General features: G+C 32.8%; 20 protein-coding genes. 6 read left to right on the forward strand and 14 right to left on the reverse strand.

The window, feature by feature from the left end:
- From F1592_RS11030 to tadA, 4 genes are all read right to left on the reverse strand, one after another.
- Positions 1-3,993, reverse strand: a 3,993-nt coding sequence (locus F1592_RS11030; RefSeq protein WP_149809665.1) for a putative Ig domain-containing protein, incomplete at its 3' end; no start/stop codon positions are given.
- Between the two features lie 335 nt (positions 3,994-4,328).
- Entirely contained in the window at positions 4,329-4,895 is a 567-nt protein-coding gene (locus F1592_RS11035; protein ID WP_053017847.1) for an NADPH-dependent FMN reductase, read from the reverse strand.
- Positions 4,896-4,917: 22 nt separating this feature from the next.
- Entirely contained in the window at positions 4,918-5,787 is an 870-nt protein-coding gene (locus F1592_RS11040) for an HAD family hydrolase (protein WP_053017849.1), read from the reverse strand.
- A gap of 136 nt (positions 5,788-5,923) precedes the next feature.
- Entirely contained in the window at positions 5,924-6,397 is a 474-nt protein-coding gene (gene tadA, locus F1592_RS11045; RefSeq protein ID WP_107610008.1) for a tRNA adenosine(34) deaminase TadA, read from the reverse strand.
- A gap of 63 nt (positions 6,398-6,460) precedes the next feature.
- On the opposite strand from tadA, the gene F1592_RS11050 reads away from it, so the two are divergent.
- Complete coding sequence (locus F1592_RS11050; protein WP_053017854.1) at positions 6,461-7,078, forward strand: deoxynucleoside kinase; 618 nt, start codon at positions 6,461-6,463, stop codon at positions 7,076-7,078.
- On the forward strand, positions 7,071-7,733 hold the full coding sequence (locus F1592_RS11055) for a deoxynucleoside kinase (RefSeq protein WP_011276690.1): 663 nt from the start codon (positions 7,071-7,073) through the stop codon (positions 7,731-7,733). Before F1592_RS11050 ends, F1592_RS11055 begins: the two co-directional genes overlap by 8 nt.
- Positions 7,734-7,788: 55 nt before the next feature.
- Here the strand turns inward: F1592_RS11055 and F1592_RS11060 are convergent, their stop codons facing one another.
- The gene (locus F1592_RS11060) at positions 7,789-8,490 is read right to left on the reverse strand and encodes an HAD family hydrolase (RefSeq protein WP_049426389.1); all 702 of its coding nucleotides are present in this window, start codon (positions 8,488-8,490) and stop codon (positions 7,789-7,791) included.
- 99 nt (positions 8,491-8,589) lie between these two features.
- On the reverse strand, positions 8,590-9,009 hold the full coding sequence (locus F1592_RS11065; RefSeq protein ID WP_053017855.1) for a GNAT family N-acetyltransferase: 420 nt from the start codon (positions 9,007-9,009) through the stop codon (positions 8,590-8,592).
- 143 nt (positions 9,010-9,152) lie between these two features.
- Here F1592_RS11065 and F1592_RS11070 point away from each other — a divergent pair, with 143 nt between their 5' ends.
- Positions 9,153-9,860: a phosphatase PAP2 family protein gene (locus tag F1592_RS11070; protein ID WP_053041214.1), complete on the forward strand. Its 708-nt coding sequence runs from the start codon at positions 9,153-9,155 to the stop codon at positions 9,858-9,860.
- 270 nt (positions 9,861-10,130) lie between these two features.
- Here the strand turns inward: F1592_RS11070 and F1592_RS11075 are convergent, their stop codons facing one another.
- On the reverse strand, positions 10,131-11,369 hold the full coding sequence (locus tag F1592_RS11075) for a Fic family protein (protein ID WP_053017859.1): 1,239 nt from the start codon (positions 11,367-11,369) through the stop codon (positions 10,131-10,133).
- A 745-nt stretch (positions 11,370-12,114) separates the two neighbouring features.
- Between F1592_RS11075 and F1592_RS11080 the strand changes: the two genes are divergently transcribed.
- Positions 12,115-12,291, forward strand: a complete 177-nt coding sequence (locus tag F1592_RS11080; protein WP_154391894.1) for a hypothetical protein — start codon at positions 12,115-12,117, stop codon at positions 12,289-12,291.
- Between the two features lie 388 nt (positions 12,292-12,679).
- Here F1592_RS11080 and F1592_RS11090 read toward each other — a convergent pair whose 3' ends face one another.
- Together F1592_RS11090 and F1592_RS11095 are read right to left on the reverse strand one after the other, a co-directional pair.
- Positions 12,680-13,756, reverse strand: a complete 1,077-nt coding sequence (locus F1592_RS11090; RefSeq protein WP_053017863.1) for a branched-chain amino acid aminotransferase — start codon at positions 13,754-13,756, stop codon at positions 12,680-12,682.
- Between the two features lie 245 nt (positions 13,757-14,001).
- Positions 14,002-14,958, reverse strand: a complete 957-nt coding sequence (locus F1592_RS11095) for an L-threonine 3-dehydrogenase (protein WP_033079552.1) — start codon at positions 14,956-14,958, stop codon at positions 14,002-14,004.
- Positions 14,959-15,246: 288 nt separating this feature from the next.
- Here F1592_RS11095 and F1592_RS11100 point away from each other — a divergent pair, with 288 nt between their 5' ends.
- Complete coding sequence (locus F1592_RS11100; RefSeq protein WP_107609773.1) at positions 15,247-18,150, forward strand: 5'-nucleotidase C-terminal domain-containing protein; 2,904 nt, start codon at positions 15,247-15,249, stop codon at positions 18,148-18,150.
- Positions 18,151-18,348: 198 nt separating this feature from the next.
- On the opposite strand, the gene F1592_RS11105 is transcribed toward F1592_RS11100, so the two are convergent.
- The 4 genes from F1592_RS11105 to F1592_RS11120 all read right to left on the reverse strand — a co-directional run bounded on the left by F1592_RS11105 (position 18,349) and on the right by F1592_RS11120 (position 22,108).
- The gene (locus tag F1592_RS11105) at positions 18,349-19,308 is read right to left on the reverse strand and encodes an ornithine cyclodeaminase family protein (protein ID WP_033079550.1); all 960 of its coding nucleotides are present in this window, start codon (positions 19,306-19,308) and stop codon (positions 18,349-18,351) included.
- A gap of 460 nt (positions 19,309-19,768) precedes the next feature.
- Positions 19,769-20,188 (reverse strand): NUDIX hydrolase, encoded by a 420-nt coding sequence (locus F1592_RS11110; protein WP_053017867.1) that lies wholly within the window; start codon positions 20,186-20,188, stop codon positions 19,769-19,771.
- A gap of 11 nt (positions 20,189-20,199) precedes the next feature.
- Entirely contained in the window at positions 20,200-20,706 is a 507-nt protein-coding gene (locus F1592_RS11115) for a GNAT family N-acetyltransferase (protein ID WP_053017870.1), read from the reverse strand.
- Positions 20,707-20,917: 211 nt separating this feature from the next.
- Positions 20,918-22,108 (reverse strand): glycine C-acetyltransferase, encoded by a 1,191-nt coding sequence (locus F1592_RS11120; RefSeq protein WP_149809664.1) that lies wholly within the window; start codon positions 22,106-22,108, stop codon positions 20,918-20,920.
- A gap of 235 nt (positions 22,109-22,343) precedes the next feature.
- On the opposite strand from F1592_RS11120, the gene F1592_RS11125 reads away from it, so the two are divergent.
- Positions 22,344-23,510, forward strand: a complete 1,167-nt coding sequence (locus F1592_RS11125) for a M20 family metallopeptidase (RefSeq protein WP_053017874.1) — start codon at positions 22,344-22,346, stop codon at positions 23,508-23,510.
- A 206-nt stretch (positions 23,511-23,716) separates the two neighbouring features.
- On the opposite strand, the gene tuf is transcribed toward F1592_RS11125, so the two are convergent.
- Positions 23,717-24,901, reverse strand: coding sequence for an elongation factor Tu (gene tuf, locus F1592_RS11130; protein WP_011276713.1), 1,185 nt, complete (start codon positions 24,899-24,901; stop codon positions 23,717-23,719).
- Positions 24,902-25,008 lie beyond the last annotated feature (107 nt).

The following is a 25,008-nucleotide window of genomic DNA, read 5'->3' on the forward strand; positions in this document are numbered from 1 at the left end:
TGTAGTATCTTGCACTGTGATGTTGAATAAAGTTGTTGTTGCATTTCCACTTGTATCTGTTGATGTCACTGTGATTAAGTAACTTCCTACTTTGGTAGGCGTACCGCTAATTTTATTGGTACTACTGTCAAATGTGACACCATCAGGCAATCCACTTACATTATTTGTAACAGCTAATTTACTATTATCTGTTGCTGAAATAATTATAGATTTTATAGGTGTATTAACTTCTTTGGTTTGATCTTCAATTTTAGTTACGACTGGTTTCGTTGTATCAACAACTTTGATATTAAATATTGTTGTAGTTGTATTGCCACTTGCGTCTGTTGTTGTCACTGTGATTGGATAGTTTCCAACTTTGCTTGGTATACCACTAATTGTATTTGTAGCGTTATTAAAGGTAACTCCTGAAGGAAGTCCTGTTACATTATTAGTTACAGACTGGCCACTATTATCTGTAGCGTCGATAGTTATAGAATCAATCGCTGTATTCACTTCTTTGGTTTGGTCTACAATCGGTGTCACTGTTGGTGACGTTGTATCAACAACTGTGATATTGAATTTTGTTGTAGCCGTATTACCACTTGCATCTGTTGTTGTCACTGTGATTGGATAGTCACCCACTTTTGTAGGTGTCCCGCTAATGCTATTTGTAGTGTTATCAAATGTAACGCCATCTGGTAAGCCATTTACACTATTTGTAACTGGTTGGCCACTATTGTCTGTCGCATCGATTGTAATAACGTCAATTACTGTATTTACCTCTTTTGTTTGGCTTTCGATTGTTGACACTATAGGCGCTATAGTATCAATTACTTTAATATTAAATTCCGTTGATATCGCATTTCCACTTGCATCTGTTGTTGTAATTGTAATAGGATATGTCCCAACTTTAGTTGGTGTTCCGCTAATTTTATTTGTTGTTCTGTCAAATGTAACGCCATCAGGTAAACCACTCACACTATTTGTAACTGGTTGGCCACTATTATCTGTTGCCTCAATAGTAATTGGATCTATCGCTGTGTTAACTTCTTTTGTTTGATTACTGATAGGCGTTACTACTGGTTTTGTAGTATCTACAATACTAATGGTAAAGTTTGTTGTCATTGCATTTCCATTAGCGTCAGTTGATGTCACTGTAATCGGATAAGTACCAACTTTGGTTGGTGTTCCACTAATTCTGTTGGTAGTGCTATCAAATGTAACGCCATCAGGTAAACCACTCACATTGTTAGTTACGGCTAATTTACTATTATCAGACGCAATAATGGTGATTGAGTTAATTGGTGTATTTACTTCCTTTGTTTGATTACCGATAGGCGTTATTACTGGAGTTGTAGTATCAACTACTGTAATAGTAAATGGAGTTGTAGTTGAATTCCCACTAGAATCTGTAGAAGTAATTGTAATAGTATAGTTTCCAACTTTGGTTGGTGTTCCACTTATAGTATTAGTTGAACTGTTAAATGTGACACCTGAAGGTAAGCCACTAACTGAATTTGTTACAGCATCTCCACTGTTATCAGTCGCAACAATTGTGATGCTATCAATTGACGTATTTACTTCTTTCATTTGATTTGTAATAGCTGTTACTACAGGTTTAGTCGTATCTTTAACTGTAATTGTAGTTGCAGGTGACACATTACTTCCTTTATCTAGAACTGTAGCACTAATTGTTTCCTTGCCAGTTAATGTAAATCCACTAGGAACCGCTACTGTGAACTTGCCATCACTTCCAATTTGGCCTGTAAGCTTTCTACCATCACTGAAGTCTAATTGAATTGTCATATTAGCTTCACCAGTACCACTAATCGTTTTATCTTCAGTTGTAATATTTTTAGCTGTAGTTGGTGCAACTGGTGCCACTCTATCTATAATATCTAAATAAGAACTTGCATATGAACCAAGAATCCTCTTATTTACAGCACCATTATCATTTGAATCTAGATAATCTGACACAAGCCAAGAGTTGAAAGTTTCTCTATCACTCAGTTGTGAAGCTAGATTCTCTAATGTATAACCACTTTTTAACTTATATGAAATAGTATAACTACGTGACTGTCCAAGTGTGCCATAGAATACATTACGATCCAATGAAGTTCTGGCAGAATTCAATTGACTTGATGTATTATTTTTTAAAATTGATATTGAATCTATAGTACTAGAATCAAAAAATCCATTGCTATCAATCGTGCCGTTGACATATCTGTCAGAACTAATTGGGTTTCCGTTATCGTCAGATACGTAGATTTTCACAGAACTTGCATCTATATAAGGAAGTAAGTCTTTAGGTACTTGCTCTTTAATGTAAAGAACCCAGTTATAATCCGTTTGCAAGAAGTTTTCATCTGGTTTAAACGTATGAACTGAATTAATAGCAGAGTTTGTACTATCATACTTCACTTTATTCGTTAGTCTTCCTGTAGTAAAACCACTAGTTTGAGTAGTTTGTGGTGCTTTAGAATTAAGTGTAGGCGTAATGGTAGTAATTTGGATACTTTCCTCAGCAATGGAACCATCATTCTCAGTCCAAGTATGTGTTAAATAAACAGGTTTATCATTTGAATACCCTAAACTTTTTAAAGTTTGATTATTTTTCAAGGTAATCAATACATCATGATTAGAAACTGAGCCTATCAAGCCACTATTCACCGTACTACCTGTAATTGGTGCACTCCAGTTCTGACCGTTATTAGTCGTTGTCATATTAACACCATTCAATGTAATAGACTGAATTTGTGTGAAGAAGTCACTTTGAGAAAATGAAAGGTTAACCTTGCCCCCATTTACAAAGTCACTTTGCAACGCTAACCATTTCGATAAGTTTAATTTAATGACACTTGTCTCATTATTTTGCATTTGGTTAATACCAGCATGACGTAAATCGGTATCCTCTTTTACAGTGGTTGCATCATAACCTAAGTCTTGAAGAAGATAAGCATATTTAGAGTCTGTAGGGATTTTATATTTAACAACTTTGCCATCTTTTACTGCAGCTAGCACTCTAAACTTCATTCTATTATTTCTTACAGTTGAAGTAGTCGCTTGAGAATTAACCATTGAAGTTGAATTACTATTTAATGGTATCGGACTCTCATTGTTTGCTTCCGTGATAACTGGTTTATCTTCAACCATTGAACCACTGTCTTGGCTTTGCATTATAGAATTTTGATTGGTATTTGTTGCCGTTTTATTATCGGATGAACTGTTTGAATCATTCTTGGAGGATGTATCGTCTGTAGTATTATCTTTAGAGGATTGGTTATCTGAAGCTTTATTTGTACTTGATGTATTATCTTTATCATTTTTATTGTTCTCTAAATCTTTCGTTATTTCAGTAGTATCTTTTTGAGTGTCTGATGCACTATTAGTCTTACTATCATCCTTTGAATCCAATGATTGAGTTGTTTGATTCGATTCACTAATCTCTTTATCGTTTACCGGTTCTTCTTTTGCCTTTTCATCGTTTGCGTTTTTAGCACTATCTGTACTAGAATTTGATTTCTCTTCACTTTGATCACTATCATTTGATGTTTGAGCATTAGAACCATTTGATGATGTTACATCTTGTTTTTGATTATCTTGCGTTGTACTTGATTTTTGTGTAGTGATTTGATCATTGTCAGACGTTGCACTGTTTAATGTTTTATCACTAAGAGTAGACGCAGTACTTTTCTCTTCAGAAGTTTCCTCTACTGTTGATTTTATATTTTTATCTTCAATAGTCTGATTTGATGTTTCATCAGATTGTACTTCTGTTACATTACTCTCAGTTTGACCATTGTTTGTTAATTCACTAATATCGACTGCTTCTGATTTATCTTTATTGGAATCATCTTGTGCAGTTATTTTATCTAATTCATCAGCTCGAGCAACGTTCCCTGCCCCCATAACTAATGTAGCACCAATAAGTAAAGAAGCAGTACCTACAGAAAATTTTCTGATTGAATACTTATTTAATATATTGGGCAAAAATCCTTGTCTGTTTTTCATTCAATTAATCACTCCATACACATTTAGTACAATCATAATAATGATTTAGAAGTATTATACAAAATTTATTTAGAATAGACAAATATAGCAAGTCTTAATAATTTTATAAAAATTATTTGTTATCAAACATTTTCTTATTTCATATAATTAGCATCGAAATAACTTCGATAAAAATTTTAATATTCGAAAAATTTGATTTGTCTTTCGCTGAAATTAAAAACAAATAGTCCCATCTTCATATATTGACATATGACAGAGTGAGACTATAGTTAGAATTTTTAAATTAAAAAACTAGTTTCTACTATTATATATGTGTTTTTTTAGGTAATTAAAATTTATTTTAAATGTTCATAAGGACTATTATTCACAAATGATACAATTTGGTCTACAAATAATTTTGCACGCAACTGAAATTGGTCATCATCAAGATATAATGTACCATCGTCAAGTTTACTGTAGTCTGAGTCATGTGTAGCAATTTGTGTTGGAACAGCGATACCTAATAAACTGCGAACAATAACACGTAAATGTGATAATGGTTCTGAACTTACGATGCCTCCGCTATTACCGATTAATCCTACTGGTTTCATTTTGACATAATCCATATTGATATGATCTAATGCATTTTTTAAGATGCCAGAATATGAACCATGATAATTAGGAGTTCCAAGTACTAAGAAGTCTGCTGCCATTACTTTTTCTTGAAAATCCTTAATATTGGTTTTAATTTCATCGATAGACGGCGTTGTCCCAGAAAAGTCTAATTGATTTAATGGGCGTTCTGCTAAATCATAAATATCAACATCTAAATCATGTGTATCAAATTGTCCCACTAAGTATTTAGCTAACGCATTTGTATGTGAGCCAACTTTGGCACTACCAACAACTATAAGTCCTTTCATTTCTACTATACACCTCTTAATATTAATTATTTTCTTCTTTCAATAACTTCATTATGGCTTTTCCAACACCACTATTTTCATTTGTGTCCGTTACATATTTAGCAACTGCTTTAACTTCAGGCATAGCGTTTTCTACTGCAACAGGATAACCTACACGCTCTAGCATTGATACGTCATTCAAGTTATCACCTAATGCCATAACATCTTTTAAATCAATGTTTAATTGGTTAGCAATAGACTCTAACGCGATTCCTTTTTGCGCCTCAGAATGTGTAATTTCAAGATTTCCGCGTGAAGATGATGAAATGGCTAAACTTGGAATAGCTGAAAGTTCTGCTCCAATGGCGTTAATTTTCTCTAAATCCGGATTAAAGGCTAAGACTTTCATGATTAATTCTCCCGGGATATCTTCAATTTCTTCATAACTATTTACAACTTTTAATGTGCCATTATTTATGCGCTTTTGAATGCCTTGTTTAATCTTTTCAACATCCGCTTCTTGTCCTGCTTGTTTAGCAATATCTAAGTAGATATCTAAATCTTTGGTTGGATCTTCTGTATAAATCCCTCTATTAGTATAAATTTGATAATATACGTCATCTTTATCTAGAATTGATTTAATGCGTTCCACTAATTCATGATTCAAATTAGACGTATTCATAATATTAAACGATTCATCACGTACTTCTGCACCATTTAAACAAATATATGGTACGCTTAAATCTGTCTCAGCTACAGGTGTATTCGCTTCATAAAATGCACGACCTGTCGCAATGGCAACTGTTATCCCTTGTGATTGTGCATATTTGATTGCATCAACATTTTCTTGAGAAATTTCATGTGCAGCATTTAACAATGTGCCATCCATATCTGTTGCTATTAATTTAATCATACAGTTACCTCGTTTCATTCTCTTAATTAATTGCTATTTATCTTGAAAAAACCATCTTAAAGTTAAAATTTAAAATCTCAACTTGAACACTTAATTCACGTGTATTATTTTAACAAATATAGCTCAATTTGTACGCTTACATGTTCGCTTTAGACTTCTTTAACCGTAGCTCACGGAAGAAGTTTCGTAATAAATCACCACATTCTTGCTCAAGTACGCCTTTAACAACTTCAGCTCTATGATTAAATCGAGATTCTTCTAATAGATTCATCAAGCTACCACTACATCCACCTTTAGGATCAGTGGCGCCGTATACCACTTTAGGAATTCTACTCATCACAATGGCACCGGCACACATGACGCACGGTTCAAGTGTCACATATAATTTGCATTCTTCTAAACGCCAACTTCCAACAACTTTTGAAGCACGTTCAATAGCGATATGTTCTGCGTGAGCCGTAGGTAGCTGCGCAGTTTCTCTTAAGTTATGTGCGCTTGCTATGACTTCATTGTTTTTAACTATGATTGCGCCTATAGGAACTTCTCCAAGTTTTTGAGCTTTTTTAGCTTCTTCAATCGCTAATTTCATGTAATATTCATCATTTACCATGTGTGTTATACCTCACTTATGATACAATACTCATTGTCTATTTTAACATTTGGAGATGTGATTATGAACAAACCATTTATCGCAATTGAGGGCCCAATTGGTGTAGGTAAATCTTCCCTAACTCATAAGCTTAGCCAGACATTAAATTACTATGAAGAAAAAGAAATAATTGATGAAAATCCATTTTTATCTGACTTCTACGATGATATTTCTAAATGGAGTTTTCAAACAGAAATGTTTTTCCTCTGTAATCGATATAAACAGGCAAAAGATATCGCTAAAATGACTCAAGGTGTTGTTAGCGATTATCATATTTATAAAAATAAAATTTTCGCTCGTAACACGTTGAGTAATAATGAATTTGATAAATTTGACCGCATTTTCGATATTTTAACTGAAGATCTTGAAATGCCTAACATGATTATTTTCTTAGATGCTGATTTGGATGTTCTGAAACAAAGAATAGCGCAACGTAATCGTAGTTTTGAACATCATATTGAGGATGACTATTTATTAAATCTCAAAGAAGATTATTTAACATTTTATAATGCCATGAAAAGTGAAGGCGCGAATGTCGTCTTAATTAATACAAGTGAAATTGATTTTGTTAAAAATGACTCAGATTATCAATCAATTTTAGAAAAAATAAGACCTATGATAGGAGCAATTGAACATGAATAATTATAAAGTACCTCAAAACGCAATAATCACCATTGCTGGTACCGTTGGTGTTGGGAAATCAACATTGACACAGGCTTTAGCTGACAAATTAAATTTTAAAACCTCTTTTGAAAATGTAGATCATAATCCTTATCTAGATAAATTTTATGATGACTTTGAACGTTGGAGTTTCCACTTACAAATCTACTTTTTAGCAGAACGTTTTAAAGAACAAAAACGTATGTTTGAATATGGTGGTGGATTCATTCAAGATCGCTCTATTTATGAAGATGTTGATATTTTCGCGAAAATGCACGAAGAACAAGGTACTATGAATGAAGATGATTTTAAAACATATTCTGAGTTGTTCAATGCAATGGTAATGACACCTTACTTCCCTAAACCTGATGTATTAATTTATCTTGAGTGCGACTACAATGAAGTAATTGAGCGTATCAAAGCACGTGGTCGTGATATGGAAATTAATACGGATCCTGAGTATTGGCAAAAGTTATTCAAACGTTATGAAGACTGGATAAATAACTTTAATGCTTGTCCAGTAGTACGTGTAAATATCAATGAATATGATATTCACGAAAATCCTGACTCTTTAGACCCTATTATTGATAAAATTGCACATGTAATTAATACTTATCGCAAGGTAGATAATCGTTAACATAAATAAACGCTACACATTTCAAACTCTTTGTGTAGCGTTTTTACATTTTTTCTTATTTGTTTTCAATATATTGTTTTAAGACTTCGGGCACACTCACAGCTGTCTCTATTATCACATCAGCATCTACTAACTCTTCTTTTTTAGCTATACCAGTAAGCACACCAATTGCTAAACCTAATTCAGCATTAACCTTTGTTTTCATGTCGTTATTAGTGTCTCCTACTATAACTACATCTTCAGGTTTGACATCATAAGAATCAAACAGTGGATTTAATACTGCTGGATTTGGCTTTTCCGCTGCATGTGATTCTGTAGAGATAACTAAGTCAAAAGCGTCTTTAGAATTGGTATCTTCAAGAAATTGCAATACCCCTTTTCGTGAGTCACTTGTAACAATTCCAATTTTATAGCCGTCTTTTTTTAAAGATTGAATCATATCATACACACCATCAATCCAGTTGTTCTCTGGCACACGTGTATCAACAAGCTCCTGGCTCGTATTACGTGTCCAAGTTGAAACATCTTTACCAACAACGTTATTGAAAGCTTTAATCATTTCATCTAGTGACCCTGACCCCATTACAGAATCAGGAACGATGGCATTATCAAGAACACCTAATTGGCGATGTGCAACTTCTTTATCAGCTACTGGGTATTCCTCTAAAAGACTATCCACTAATCTTATACCAATTTTCTCCCAACTCTTATCAAATTCTATTAAAGTCCCGTCTTTATCAAATAATATCCATTCCATTTTCATAACACTCCTGTGAATTATGATTATTAACTCTTCTATTGTAATACAAATTTTTATTTTAGACTCAATAGAATGATTTAATATTCCATCTACCAATTATTCAGTATATGTATCTGTTAGGCGTTTATCTTGATATATAACCATACCAGTTTTCAATTTTTTAAATCCTGCTTTTTGATAAAATTCTAAATTATCGATAGTTGAGATTAAATGGATACATGAAAGTGACCCTATTTCTTTAAGAATGTGTTTAAGCATATACATACCAATTTGATTATTTTGAAAATCTTTATTAACAACTAAGTCATAAATAGCTGCATTGAATACACCATCTGATAATGCTCTAGCAAAACCAATGACTTTATTATCATAAATTGCAAAGACTACATGTGTACTATTCTCAAAAATTTTTCGTATCTTATCTTTATCATGTTTTAACCAACCAACTGATTGATATGTTTCGTAAATTGAATCAATGTAGCTTTCATCGAAATAAGTAATTAGTTTAAATTCCATTCAATTCCCCCTAAATGGTCTTTTTCTATATAATATACACTTTTTTTATAGGTTTTAAGTCTTATAAATAAATGCGTCTCAATACCGATTTCTTTATCGCTTTACTACGTTAAACTAAATAAAAAAGATAACAGGGGCAACTAATGAATATATTATTTAACAAATCTAAATTAAACATTTTGTTTATTTTGAGTGTGTTGGCCTTCTTAACAATTATATTAGGAATGAAACTGCACATGCTATTAATAACTTTTGTAGATCAAAGTTCTTTCCATTGGTTTTTACACTCATTTGGTGATCCGCAAATGAATTATCACGGAAGTTGGTTTAATGATTATATGACAATCGTCGCAACTTATGGAGACATACTACCTTTCGTCATTTTAACTATCCTAATGGCACTTATAGTATTTCTAAAACGTCATGTAATATTGTCTATTTGGCTTTTACTTACTGTCGCATCAGGTGGACTAATGGGTATAATGTTTAAGGATTTAATACATCGTGCGCGTCCATATGATCATTTATCAATTGATTCAGGATATTCATTCCCTAGTGGCCATTCTCTTGCCAGCACACTAGTTATAATGATTATTGTGTTATTTTTTATACCTAAAATTCACAATAAGCTATTAAAATGGTCATTAACGACACTATTAACTATGGTGTGGTTGAGCATTCTATTCTCAAGACTATACTTCCATGCGCACTATCTTACAGATGTTATGGGTGGCGTTACATTTAGTCTATCTTGGGGCTTTGGATGTATCATGTTATATCAACAATTTGCAATGAGGATGAATCAATTACATATTTTCAAAAAGAATAAAAATTATCATGTTTTCAATTAATATGGTTATATAAAGTTCACCCCGAAAATTAGATTTCAATCTAACTCTCGGGGTGATGATTATTGTGAAAATAATTATTTAGGTTCGCCATGTACTAAAATACTACTAATAAAGTCAATCGCTTTTTTAATGAAACCGAATACGTCTGTCATTTGATTCCACTCCTTCATTAATATTTAAATTACACTTTTATTGTAAGCACCTGAGGATAAATTTGGCGTTTATTGCGTAATTGCTCATTAATGTTGCGTATTTGTATGTTTAAATATTTCAATTTGTATTGTTTTGCATAGAAAGCAATTCTTGTACGTAACTATCCTTCACCTCGTAAACAACAGGATTACTTTTTAACTTAATTAATTTGCTTTCATATTTTTTTATTACTTCATTAACTTTATTTCTTGAATATCCTACGATATCTTTGACTCCTTTAATAGTAATTCTAGAATATTTACTTCCAAAAATTTTATCTTGAAGTAATATAAAGAGAACATCTGAATCATATTTATTCAATCCTTGTTGATCAAGTGCCTGTGCAAGTCTTTTAATGATTTCTGTATTATTTTCAAACGTTTCTATTATATTATTTTGTCCTTCAATAAGTAATTGCATCATATCATCAATGAAATTTGTTATTTCACCTTTATTAAAGTAATCAGATGCTTCTTGAAATGCCTTATAGTATTTATTTTTATTATGATTTACGACGTATGAAAAAGTGAGTGCTGTAAAATAATCCAAGTTATCATTAAGTAATTTAGCTAATATATATCTTCCTACTCTTCCATTTCCATCATAAAACGGATGAATATATTCAAACATGTAATGACTAGCTAATATTTTATAAATACTGGGTGCTTCATAATGTTTAATAAAACTTAATAAAATGGTTAGATATTCAAAAATTTCTGGTTCATTAAATTCATTTCTATGAACCCATTTACTTTTAGCATTGTCGTAGACACCGATAGAATTTTTTCTAAACAAATTTCCATCTGGTAAATCTTTTTCTAGAATTTCAGAAGTAACAATTGAATCAAAGATAAGACGTATATCTGTGATTGAATTGATTTCAACGTCATCATTTTCAATCATAATATATTGATTTACTAATCCATCAAAACGCTTATTCTCACCTTTTGTTTTGTTCAATGACGCAGCAATCTCTTTTTTCTTACTTTTTATATTTTCAATTTCATTCGTACTTTGGAGTTCATTGATTAATAAATGTTTGATATATGCTTCGTTCGTTATTTTAGGCAATGCTGAGGAAAGTTGCTTAATTCTATCTGAGTTTTTTAAGACCTTTTCAAGATTAATACCTAATGATCGATTTAGAACAAAGAATAGAGGATACTCTACGTCTCTTTGTTGTTTCTCGTCCTGAATTGGATGAATGGCAAAGTCGGTAACATAACTTGAATAACTATTTAACCGCATATTATATTCTGTATCTACATTATCCCAACCATACATATGAAAAAGCTTTTTAAGTGTTTTATATTCCACACTATGCACCTTCTTACTTATCATATATTTAAGTATGCTTTTTATGATACCAATATTATACATAATACGTTATATATAAAAGTATGATCTTTAATTTGAATAACACCATTCTTAAAATATAATATTAATCCCTCCAACATGTCTGTATTTTAAACATAGATGAATTAAAGAAACTATAAATAAAACTGATTATATAAAAACGTTCAATTCATATTTTTAATATTTTATGTTATTTTTATATTTATGAACGATGTTAAAATCATTAATGATCATAAGATAATATATATGCCTAAAGATAAGAAATGCCTTTTTTCGCTAAATATTTAAGTAACTAAATGATTTAATAAATCAAACTTTCTTATACAGTATTTATTAATATATGTGTATCATTTTTTGAATGGTTGAAATTCAATAGTTGAGATTTTCATGAAAGGTTGCATAATATATGTCAAAATCTAAATTGAGATTAATTCTAAATATTATATATTTTGGATCAATCATATTACTTTGTATTTTTATGTGGATAACAGATATTCATATTTTTACAAATATTTGGGGAATTATACTTTTTTGGACATACATTTTCATTTTTCAATTTATAATCGATCACTACGCACCTAAACAGAAAAAACATGATGATGATAAATAGCTATATATACTTTGAGTTTTTAAAATTTATTAAAAAACTGCATAATCAAAATGTGGAAAACTTTTAAAATAACTTAAAAATGTAGAGGTACTTATGATGAAATACAGAATAATTGCAAGTTTTATATTTTTAATAATACTAATTGTTGCTACGTTTTATGTTCAGCCAATGCTTACTTTAGATAATCAATTATCAAATTTAATATATATTTTAGTATTAGTTATTATTGGTGCTGTATTAGGCTATATCAGTCGTCGATTAGATGGGGAATAGCTAATTAATGTCTCGAGATCTACCAAATTTATAACGATCTCCATTTAAAAACATTTTATTAATGATGCTAAAGGAGAGATTGATAACGAAAAAATATCAAATAGCCTTAACGATTAGTTTGGTATTATTGAACATGTTCTCAATTATTTTCATCGCATTTTTTCATATTCCATATGGTAATACCATTTTCTATTCTCTTTTCTTAGTTATAATTATCGTTTTTTTCTTTATAGATATGAAAATTGAGAAAGATAATGATAAAAATTGAACAAGTAATACATTTATTTTAGATATCATTCAAAAAGCATAAGCTCAAACCATCACAATTGAATAAAATAAAAAACTAGAAACCTCGATTTCTCAAGATTTCCAGTTCTTAAAACTTACCTTATTTATATTCTGGAACTACGACTCTCCAACCATGTGTATCTTCTAATTTACCACTTTGGATGCCAGTATATGTGTCGTATAATTTTTTAGTAATTTCTCCTGGCTCGTTATTGTTGATGACGATTTCTCTGTCTTCATATTTTAAAGTACCCACTGGTGAAATCACGGCAGCTGTACCTGATCCGAATACTTCAGTCAATTCACCTTTGTCGTAAGCTTCGAATAATTCATCGATTGACACTTTACGTTCTTCAACCTCATAGCCTAACTCTTTCGCCAATTCAATGATTGATTTACGTGTAATACCAGGTAAGATACTTCCATTTAAAGCAGGTGTAACTAATTTACCATTTTCAACGAAGAAGATGTTCATACTACCAACTTCTTCAACATATTTTTGTTCTACACCGTCTAACCATAATACTTGATCATAGCCTAAATTATTAGCATTTGTTTGTGCTAATAAACTTGCTGCATAGTTACCTGCTACTTTAGCGAATCCTACACCACCACGTACGGCACGAACATATTCATCTTCAACGTAAATTTTAGTTGTTTTTAATGTGTCTCCGCCATAATATGCGCCTGATGGAGATAAAATGATTAACAATTTGTATTGATGAGATGCTCTTACTCCTAAAATGCCTTCAGTCGCAAATACAAATGGACGGATATATAATGATTGTCCTTCTCCCTCAGGTACCCAATCACGTTCAACGTCTACTAATTGTTTTAAACCTTCTAGTAATAATTCTTCATCTACTTTAGGCATTTCTAATCGTGCTAATGAATCATTAATACGTTTGAAGTTTTGGTCTGGTCTAAATAATACAACTTCATCTTTATGTTTGTATGCTTTTAAACCTTCAAATACCGCTTGTCCATAGTGAAGACCTTGTGCAGCTGGTGAAACTTCAAATGGTGCGTAAGGAACAATTTTTAAATCATGCCAACCTTTATCTACATCATAATCAAAACTTAACATATAATCTGTAAAGTATTGACCGAATCCTAAATTACCTTCTGGTTTTTCTTTAAGTGAGTCGCGTTGTTCAAATTTAACTTTTTCTGACATGATGAAAGCCTCCTAAATAATTCTTAGTTAGTAATAGTATATTAAATTATAGCAATCTCGTAATGTTGATTCAATGAATTTTCTAAAAATTCAAACTAAATACTAATTGTAAACCCTTTCTTTAAAAATAACATACTTTAGTAAATTTTTAATGGTCATTACTAACTACTTTCGAATAAAAAAAAGAAAACCTCAAACATTTCGTCTGAGGTTCTGTGGTATATGACTTGTATGACAGTCACACTTTATTTATTTTGTTCTTTTTCTTCAATCGCTTTTAACATTAATTCAGTCATACCAGCTAAATCGTATTTAGGGTTAAAGCCCCACTCTTTACGAGAATAACTTGTATCAATATTATCTGGCCAGCTATCAGCAATTGCTTGACGTACTGGATCTACTTCATAATCCAATGCGAAGTCAGGATAATGTTTTTGGATTTCAGCTTTAATTTGTTCAGGTTCAAAACTCATAGCACTTAAGTTATAGCCATTACGTGTTACAAGTTTGTCGCTATCTGCTTCCATTAATTTAATAATTGCATCAATTGCATCATCCATATACATCATATCCATGTATGTGTCTTTAGCAATATAGCTTGTGTAACGACCTTTTCTAACCGCTTCAAAATAAATTTCAACAGCATAATCAGTAGTACCGCCACCTGGTTCTTTAACATGAGAGATAAGTCCTGGGAATCTCACACTACGCGTATCGACACCAAATTTTGTGAAATAGTATTGGCATAATAGCTCACCAGCAACTTTGTTCACACCATACATTGTAGTAGGTTGTTGAATTGTATTTTGTGGTGTATCTTTCTTAGGCGTTGAATCACCAAATGCACCAATTGAACTTGGTGTGAAGAAATGTAATTCATACGTTCTAGCTGTTTCTAATGCGTTCATTAGACCGCCCATATTTAAATCCCATGCTAATAAAGGATTTTTCTCAGCAGTCGCTGATAATAATGCTGCCATATGCATTAACGTATCTGCTTTGAAGTTCTCAACGATTGCCATCATAGCTTCACGATTTGTAACATCTAATACTTCAAACGGACCATTGTTAACTGGTGAATCTTCCTCCGGCTCTCTAATATCCGTAGCTAATACATTGTCATTTCCGTAAATTTCTCTACATTTTAATACTAACTCAGTACCAATTTGACCAAGTGCTCCTGTAATAACGATTCTTTCCATAAATAAAAAACTCCCTTTGTGTGTTTACCACGAATGATTGTCCTTTTAGGGTGTACATACTCCCTATTTACATGCTTATTATAATATAAAAGCGCTTTCTTGTATACTCACAAAGTACACTCTTTTAAATTCACTTTATTTTTGAAAAGTCAGAGATACATACTCTTCATAACGTTATATTTATTAATTGTTTTTAAAATTATTGTAAATAATTTAATGAGTAAGCTTAAGGCTTTGCGACTTATGCTAATATGAGAATGTAAATTCCATCTAATAAAGGAGGCAAATATGAAGCGATATCTTATTCCACTTTTAGTTTTATGTTTTATCGTATTTGGTATCACCACTGGTACCTCTTATGCAGCTGAATCTCAGGCAACACAAGCTACTAACACAACAGCTACCGCAGAAGTACCACAATCGGCTTCAAAAGAAGTATCATCAGCTAACATTGAATCTACTAATAAACCTTTATCCCTTGAGTCAAACAACGTTTCACATAATGACCAAGCCACACCTTCGTCTGGAACAACTTCACATCTTAATGTTGAAACGTCTACAACACAAAACACTACTTCAGAGAAGCATAATAATTCATCTCAAGGTTCTGCATTTTCACAAGAAAAAGCTACACTTGAACCTACTACAAACAAAAATAATACATCTTCACAAGAAAAAGCATCGTCTGAATCCACTTCAAATGAAAATAATACATCGCAATCCCATGGTATGGAGGTAAAACCTTCTCCTTCGACGTCGGATCAAAGCAAGTCTACGCAAGTAGAAACTACAAAAGAATCTACTTCCACTAAAGTTAAACAAACACCTCAAGAATCAACTCAACAACAGCAAAAGCGTAATGTTCCAGAATCACAACAATCTACACCTGCTTCAAAGCAAGTGTTTAAAAATAGCAATACTACATCAGAACAAGCAGCATCGAAATCTCAACATGTTACTATCAACAAAAGAATGGCAACAACTTCTGATAACACAAATAAACATACAATTTTACATACAAATGACATACATGGCCGATTTGTAGAGGATGATGGAAGAGTCATCGGTATGGCTAAAGTAAAAGGTCTTAAAGACAAATATAATCCGGATTTAATGGTGGATTCAGGAGATGCTTTTCAAGGTTTACCTGTTTCTAACAATTCAAAGGGAGAAGAAATGGCCAAAGCTATGAATAGTGTTGGCTATGATGCAATGACTGTCGGAAACCATGAATTTGACTTTGGTTATGACCAATTACTTAAATTGCAGAAACAATTAAACTTCCCTATTGTTTCTTCTAATATCTACAAAAATGGTAAACGCGTATTTGATCCTTCAACTACAGTAACTAAAAACAATGTCCGCTATGGTATTGTAGGTGTCACGACACCTGAAACAAAAACTAAAACGTCGCCTACTGCTGTTGAAGGTGTTGAATTTAAAGATCCATTAACTAGTGTCAAACAAGCCATGAATGAGATTAAAAACAATGTCGATGTATTCGTTATCTTATCGCACTTAGGTGTAGATAAATCGACCCAAAAAACTTGGCGTGGTGATTATTTAATTGATCAACTTACGAAAGATGGTTCATTTAAACAACCTATCTTCGTATTAGATGGTCACTCACATACCGTGATTGATAACGGTGAACATTATGGGACTAATAATCTACTCGCTCAAACTGGTACTGCACTAGCAAATGTAGGACGTGTGGATTTTACTTTTCAAAATCAAAAAGCGTCTGATATCAAAGCATCATTAATCAATGTAGCGGACGCCAAAGATATCACACCTGACTCACAAATTGATGCACAAACTAAAAAGGCAAATGACGACTTCTTAAAAGAAACATCAACAGTTGTTATACCTAATAATACAGTGACGTTAAATGGTGAACGTGCTCAAGCGCGCACGCAAGAAACAAATTTAGGTAACCTAATTACGGATGCTATGGAAGCATATGCCTCTAAGAACTTTTCACATCAACCTGATTTCGCAATCACTAACGGTGGTGGTATTCGAGCTTCAATTGAGAAAGGTGAGGTTACTGAAAACGACATCATAACAGTGTTACCATTCGGTAATTTAATTTCTCAAATTCAAGTGAAGGGTTCAGATGTTGAAAAGGCATTTGAACACAGTTTAAGTGCTGATACTGAAACTCAAGACGGTAAGAAAGTCTTAGGTGCAAATGGAGGATTCTTACAAGTATCTGACTCACTCAGAGTGTATTATGATATCAATAAAGCATCTGGCCAACGTATTAATGCCATTAAGGTACTGAATAAAGAGAATGGAGAATATGAAGATTTAGATCCTAACCGTACTTACTATGTAACTACCAATGACTTCACAGCTAATCAAGGAGATGGCTATGATATGTTTGGTGGACAACGTGAGGAAGGCATTTCTTTAGATGCAGTTGTCGCTCAATATATTAAGAATACAGATTTAAATCAATACAATACCGAAGAACCTGTACGTATCATTAATGGTCTACCGGAAAGTAATGAACAACCAAATACTGGTAAAGAAGATAATGATAATAATCATTCAACTAATGGACAAGATGGCCAACAACAAACACCAGATTCAAACAATGATGACAAAGACAATACTGGTCATATTAATGATAATGATGACAATACTAAAGACGATAAACAAGCTGATTCTTCTAATAAAGATAATGTCATTGAATTCCCTAATAAAGACCATCAAAAAGATAATAACAACGTAATTGAAATCCCAGCTAACAATAATCAAACTCATAATAGCACTGATGATAATATTGTCATTCCAAGCACTACCCACAAGATGCATACTAACAATATAAAAGGAAATGCAATCAAATATCACCCTACTTCAAACTTAGTGATTATTTCTAATAACAACAAAGGAACACGAGACCAATTGACTGGTAATGCAAGTCATTCACAACATTGTAAAGATGGCATTAAATTCCCAGTTCAAGTAAATCCTAAAGATAATTCTTATAATGAGACACTAATAACTACTAATAGTAATGCTTCTAAAAACTCAAATCTTATGTTTACACAACAACATGACGCAATTACATCATTACCAAATGCAGGTTTGAAAGATAGTAGTTTAGAACATGGCATCGCTATTATATTAGTAGTAACAGGAACAGGATTAATTTACATCCGAACTCGTAAAAAATCAGCATAATTACAAATTTAAAACCGTGTAGATGACAATTAACAATATGTCATTTACACGGTTTCTTCATAATTTTCAAAAAGTGTAGGTACTCACAGTAAGTTATTTAATGTGAATACTTTAATTTTTAGTGGCCCGGCAGTCTATTTATTTAAAATTACATACTTACACTCGCAATTTCCTAACAATATTAAAACTACTTCAGCATTATACTTCTTTATTTGCTACTGCTTTTTTATAGAAATAATTAGCAACAACGATATCTACAATTGCTAACCCTACTGATTTAAATAGCGTTACTTCCTTATCATCTTCACGCCCTGAAACTTTACCGGCTACGATGTCCCCTAGTTCACCATGTAATGAATCTTTCGTTATAATTCCTTCTTCTTGAGGTACCTTTAAATCGCCAGTTTCTTCCATCGCAGCTTCTACTGACTCAACAACAATTTTATTAGCTACTAGCATAGACTCTGACGGTAATTCCTGCATATCTGGTTTGAATGAGCCTACTGCGTTTAAATGAACGCCGGGATGTAATGAATGTGAATATACCGGATGATTAGAATTTGTCGCAGTTACAACAACGTCAGCCTCTTCCATCGCATCATCCGCTTCTTCAAAGACTTTTGTCGATACATTATAATTATTAGCTACTTCTTGAGCTAAACGTTCTGCATTTTCCTTAGTACGACTTGAAAAGTGAATTGTATCGATATGTCTAACTGCCATTACTGCAGCAATTAGTCCTTGTGCTTGATCACCAGAACCAATAACACATAGTGTTTTAGCATCTTCTCGTGCTAAGTATTTAGTTGCTACTCCAGAGATAGCACCTGTACGAATCTTAGTTAAATAACTGCCATCTAATACAGCTAATGTTTCCCCAGTTTCATAATCACTTAATAAAACAGATCCTGTAATTGTCTTTTTACCTTTTTTAGGATTATCTGGCGCAAATGTAACTGTTTTAATACCAACCACTTTAAGATCATCAGATAATGCTGGCATAACTAAATATCTATTACCTTCATTAAACGGTAAGACATACCTTAACGGTGTGTCTGTCTTCCCTTCTGAAAATGCCTTTAATGAATTCGCAACCTCATCAATGACTTCTTTCATGTCTAATAATGATTGCTGGTCTTGTTCATTCAAAACTAACATGTCTGATACCTCCACTTTATATTTAATATCTATTTATCTTTTACCCGTCAAAATACCAAATTGTCATTGTTAAATGGCATTATCAATACAATTATTTCAAAAATATGTATATGTTAAGTTAATTTGATTAAAGTATTAATATAGTATTGTGCTTATATGTTAATGATGCTATCTTATTACTATAAATAAAAGGCTTGCACAGAAGTGTAGCCTTGAGATTTCATGCTTATTATGAAACTATTTATAAACTTTTGACGCCTAGAGTGGCACGACGAAATCGTTGTGCCACTCTAATTTGCTTTATTCATTAATCTTTTAAATTTTTTAGCTAAATTTCAATCTTAAATGTACTAAAAATTTTGTTGTGTTTAAGTTAAGCGCTTTTCATTTCAGTTAGCTTCTGCAAATGTACTATGAATGATTTAAAATATTAAATTTTTCTCATCTTTTTTTTCACATTTCAATCCACTAAACCCTCATCATAATAAGTAGCCTTATTATTTAAAAACGCATTCAAACTATGATGATAATAGATTAACTTTTCATCAGCTTCTGGAATCGAGAACCAACCTAATGTCGAAATTTCATCTTTCATTTGTATGTCTGTTGTATAATCCTGAACCTGTGCTTTGAACATGAAAAAAAGTGTATGAACATTCATCTGTGTCGATTTACCCTCATTAACACTTACTATGTCATTAACTTCAACTAATAATCCTGTTTCTTCTCTAACTTCACGCTTTAGCGCTTCAACTAAAGTTTCACCGTATTCAACTTTGCCACCTGGTAAAGACCATCCGCCATCATCCGTATTATGAACTAATAACACGTTCCCCTCTTCATTTTGTATTAATGCATATACTACTTTTAAATCCTTCATTCATCTAACCTTCAATCATTAGGAATTTCAAATCGACTGACCAAATTTCCATTCTTTTTAACGTAAGATTCAATTTCATAACCACCACTATGTTTGATCACTTTTTGAGAGGCAACGTTTTTAGGATTTGTAGTCATTAACACTTTATCTACGCCTATTTCTTTTAGAAAAGCTTTAGCCTCTTGTAGCATCAACGAAGCAATACCTTGTCCCCTACGTGACTTACACACTCCGTAACCTACATGACCACCTATGTTTACTAAGCGTTGATTCAAGTAATGACGGATATCGACTGCACCAACAATCATCTCATCCTCGAAGCAAAATAATGTTGTTGTCGGTACCCAGTCGTCATCAACTTCAGTACTGTTTAGATGGTCTACCATACTCTCAAATGATTCATACCTTGACATGTCAGTGTTTGAAGGCACTATTGGTTCATCATTCACATACCATTCTTGGAGGTACTTCTTTAAAGCATCTTTATCTGCATAACTCAATTGTCTTAAACGTAACACGAGTATCCCTCCTTCTGCACTATAAGCTAATATTGTTTTAGTTTGTCACTTCATATTTTAAAATATTCGTTATAAATCAATTTTACCAAAATACTAATCTGTTCCTCACATAAAAACAAAGCATAAATTTCAAAATCAACTTTTTGTCACAATAAAAAGACTAGGACAATGAATATCATCCCAGTCTAAAAATTCTATCTTCTATTTTAAATTATTTAATAGTACCTAATTCTTTACCGACTTTTTCATAAGCAGCAATTGCTTTATCTAACATTTCTTTTGTATGTGCTGCTGTAGGCATGTTTCTTACACGACCTGTACCACGAGGTACTGTTGGGAATACGATAGATTTTACATATACGCCTTCATCTTTAAGACGTTTACTAAATTCTTGAGTTTCTTTTTCATCACCAATAATAACTGGTGTAATTGGTGTTTCTGATTCACCAGTATTGAATCCAAGTTTTTCTAAGCCATCTTTTAAATATTTAGCGTTATCCCATAATTGATCGTGTAATTCAGTAGAAGCCATTAATTTTTTCACAGCTTCTGTAATTGCTTTGGTATCTCCAGGTGCTAAAGAAGTTGAGAATAAGAATGGACGTGATTGAGCTTTTAACCAATCAATTAATTCTTTAGTTCCTGCTACATAACCGCCAACTACACCGATAGCTTTAGAAAGTGTACCGATTTGGAAATCAATTTTATCTTGTAGGCCAAAATGTTTAACCGTACCTGCACCTTTACCCATAACGCCTGAACCATGTGCATCATCAACATAAGTAATTAAACCGAATTCTTCAGCAATTTCAACGATTTCTGGTAATTTAGCAACGTCTCCATCCATACTGAATACACCATCAGTAATGTACATTACTTTATTATATTGACCAGATTCTACAGCTTCTTTTGCTTTAGCTCTTAAGTCATCCATATCAGAGTGGTTAACACGGATGATTTTAGCTTTAGATAGACGACAACCATCAATAATTGAAGCATGGTTTAATTCATCTGAAAGAATCGCATCGTTTTTGTTCATTACTGCTGAAATAGCTGCCATGTTACAGTTGAAACCTGATTGATAAGCGATAGCTGCTTCAGTACCTTTGAATTTAGCTAAAGTCTCTTCTAATTCATCGTGTAGATCTAATGTACCGTTGATTGAACGTACAGCACCAGCACCAACACCGTGTGAATCGATAGCATATTTAGCTGCAGATTTTAAATCTTCATTTGTCGCTAGTCCTAAGTAGTTGTTTGATGATAAGTTAATATATTGTTTCCCATTGATTGTGATTTCTGGACCATTAGCACCTTCGATAGAATCGATTTCGTTATATAATCCATTATCTTTTAAATATTGAATATTTTCTTCTAAAAAATTGTGTAGTGATTGAACCATATTCATATCCCCTTTGTATTTTTTATATCAACATAATCATAACTGATTTTCCTTCAACATGAAAGCACTATCATTCCAGTAAATTCAATATATTGCATATTCTTCACCTCATGTACAACTGTTCATACAACATGTAATTTTTACTTCATTTTTCAAAAAATAAATAATTAAACTATTGAGTTGTATTAGAATTTGATATACTAAAATTCATAATAATTAGGAAGAAGTGGTTAATGTGTTAGATTGGTTTCAATTAGCCAGTAATAAGGAAAATAGAATGATACAGATGCGCCGATATATGCATCAATATCCTGAACCTTCTTTCGAGGAAACTTGGACGCATAATTATATTCTAAATCAGCTCAGTCATCTTGATTGCGAGATCGAATCACCTATTGGGCGTAATGGTATTAAAGCAACATTTAAAGGAAAAGAAAATGGCCCTACTGTGGCTTTTCGCGCTGACTTTGATGCTTTGCCGGTACAAGAACTTAACGATGTACCCTATAAATCTAAAAATGATGGATTAATGCATGCATGTGGTCATGACGGACATACAGCAATCTTATTGGGTGTCGCTGAAATTGTGCATGAACACCGTCATTTACTAAAAGGAAATGTGGTCTTTATCTTCCAATATGGTGAGGAAATTATGCCTGGTGGTTCTCAAGAAATGATTGATGATGGTTGCTTAAATGGTGTAGACAAAATTTATGGTACACATTTATGGAGTGGTTATCGTACTGGTACAATATATTCAAGACCTGGTGCTATTATGGCGTCACCAGATGAATTCTCAGTTACAATTAAAGGCAAAGGTGGACATGGTGCTAAGCCACATGAAACCATTGATCCTATTGTCATTATGGCAGAGTTTATCCTGAGTGCACAAAAGATCATCTCTAGAACAATTGATCCTGTAAAAGAAGCCGTACTCACTTTCGGTATGGTTCAAGCGGGATCATCGGATAGTGTTATTCCTGATAGTGCTTTTTGTAAAGGAACTGTGCGAACATTCGACACAGAACTTCAAACTCATATACACAATAAAATGGATAAGTTATTACAAGGACTTGCGTTAGCAAACGACATAACTTATGACTTGGAATACATTCGTGGTTATTTACCTGTACATAACCATGTAAATGCATATGAAGTTGTTAAACAAGCGGCGAATGACTTACATTTGCGTTTTAATGAATCTGAATTAATGATGATTGGTGAGGATTTCTCTCACTATTTAAAAGTACGTCCAGGTGCGTTTTTCTTAACTGGGTGTGGCAATCCAGACAAAGGCATAACAGCGCCACATCATAACCCTCACTTTGACATCGATGAGTCTGCATTTAAGTATGCGGCTAGTGAGTTTTTAAAGATTTTAGAAATTGAACAAGTATTTTAAAATTGAATAAATTTATTTAGATTTTGTATGTCTATGATTACTCTTACATTGAGTTGGTCATAGGCATTTTTTTTATTATTAAGATGAGATTGAAAAAGCATAATCTGAAAACTAGAAATAAGATTAAAATGTAAATATGACATTTACAAAAATAAAAAAAAGACTCCCAATAGGGAGTCTCATTTAGAAATAAGGAATAATTAAAATTATTCGATGATTTCAGTTACAACGCCTGATCCTACAGTACGTCCACCTTCACGGATTGAGAAACGAGTACCGTCTTCAATCGCGATAGGAGCGATTAATTCTACTGTCATTTCAACGTTGTCGCCAGGCATAACCATTTCTGTACCTTCTGGTAAGTTAACAACACCAGTTACGTCAGTAGTACGGAAATAGAATTGTGGACGATAGTTTGTGAAGAATGGAGTGTGACGTCCACCTTCGTCTTTAGATAAAACGTATACGTCTGCTTTGAATTTTGTGTGAGGTGTGATTGAACCTGGAGCAGCTAATACTTGACCACGTTGTACGTCTTCACGAGCAACACCACGTAATAATGCACCGATGTTGTCACCAGCTTCAGCGTAGTCTAATAATTTACGGAACATTTCTACACCAGTAACAGTTGTTTTAGAAGTGTCATGGATACCAATGATTTCAACTTCTTCACCAACTTTGATTTGACCACGTTCAACACGGCCTGTAGCAACAGTACCACGACCAGTGATTGAGAATACGTCCTCAACTGGCATCATGAATGGTTTGTCAGAATCACGTTCTGGAGTTGGAATGTAATCATCAACTGCTTGCATTAATTCTAAGATTTTTTCTTCGTATTGAGCATCGCCTTCTAAAGCTTTTAATGCTGAACCAGCGATTACAGGTACATCGTCACCTGGGAAGTCGTATTCAGATAATAAGTCACGTACTTCCATTTCAACTAATTCTAATAATTCTTCATCGTCAACCATGTCAACTTTGTTTAAGAATACTACTAATGCTGGTACACCAACGTTACGTGATAAAAGAATGTGTTCACGAGTTTGTGGCATTGGACCGTCAGCAGCAGATACTACTAAGATACCGCCGTCCATTTGAGCAGCACCAGTGATCATGTTTTTAACATAGTCAGCGTGTCCTGGGCAGTCAACGTGAGCATAGTGACGTTTGTCAGTTTGATACTCGATGTGTGCAGTATTGATTGTGATACCACGTTCTTTTTCTTCTGGAGCGTTGTCAATCATGTCATATGATTGTGCTACAGTGTCACCATTTTTAGCTAATACAGTTGCGATAGCAGCTGTTAAAGTAGTTTTACCATGGTCAACGTGACCGATAGTACCAATATTGGCATGTTCTTTTGAGCGATCAAATTTTTCTTTTGCCATTATTAAATCTCTCCTATTCTAGTAAAAGTTATTTCAATATTATCTCTCATGATAGTTTCTCACCATCATGAGACATAATGATTGTTAGAATTCATAATTCATTTATA

It is taken from the genome of Staphylococcus sp. GDX7P312P (assembly GCF_008385775.1).
Taxonomy (GTDB): domain Bacteria; phylum Bacillota; class Bacilli; order Staphylococcales; family Staphylococcaceae; genus Staphylococcus; species Staphylococcus haemolyticus.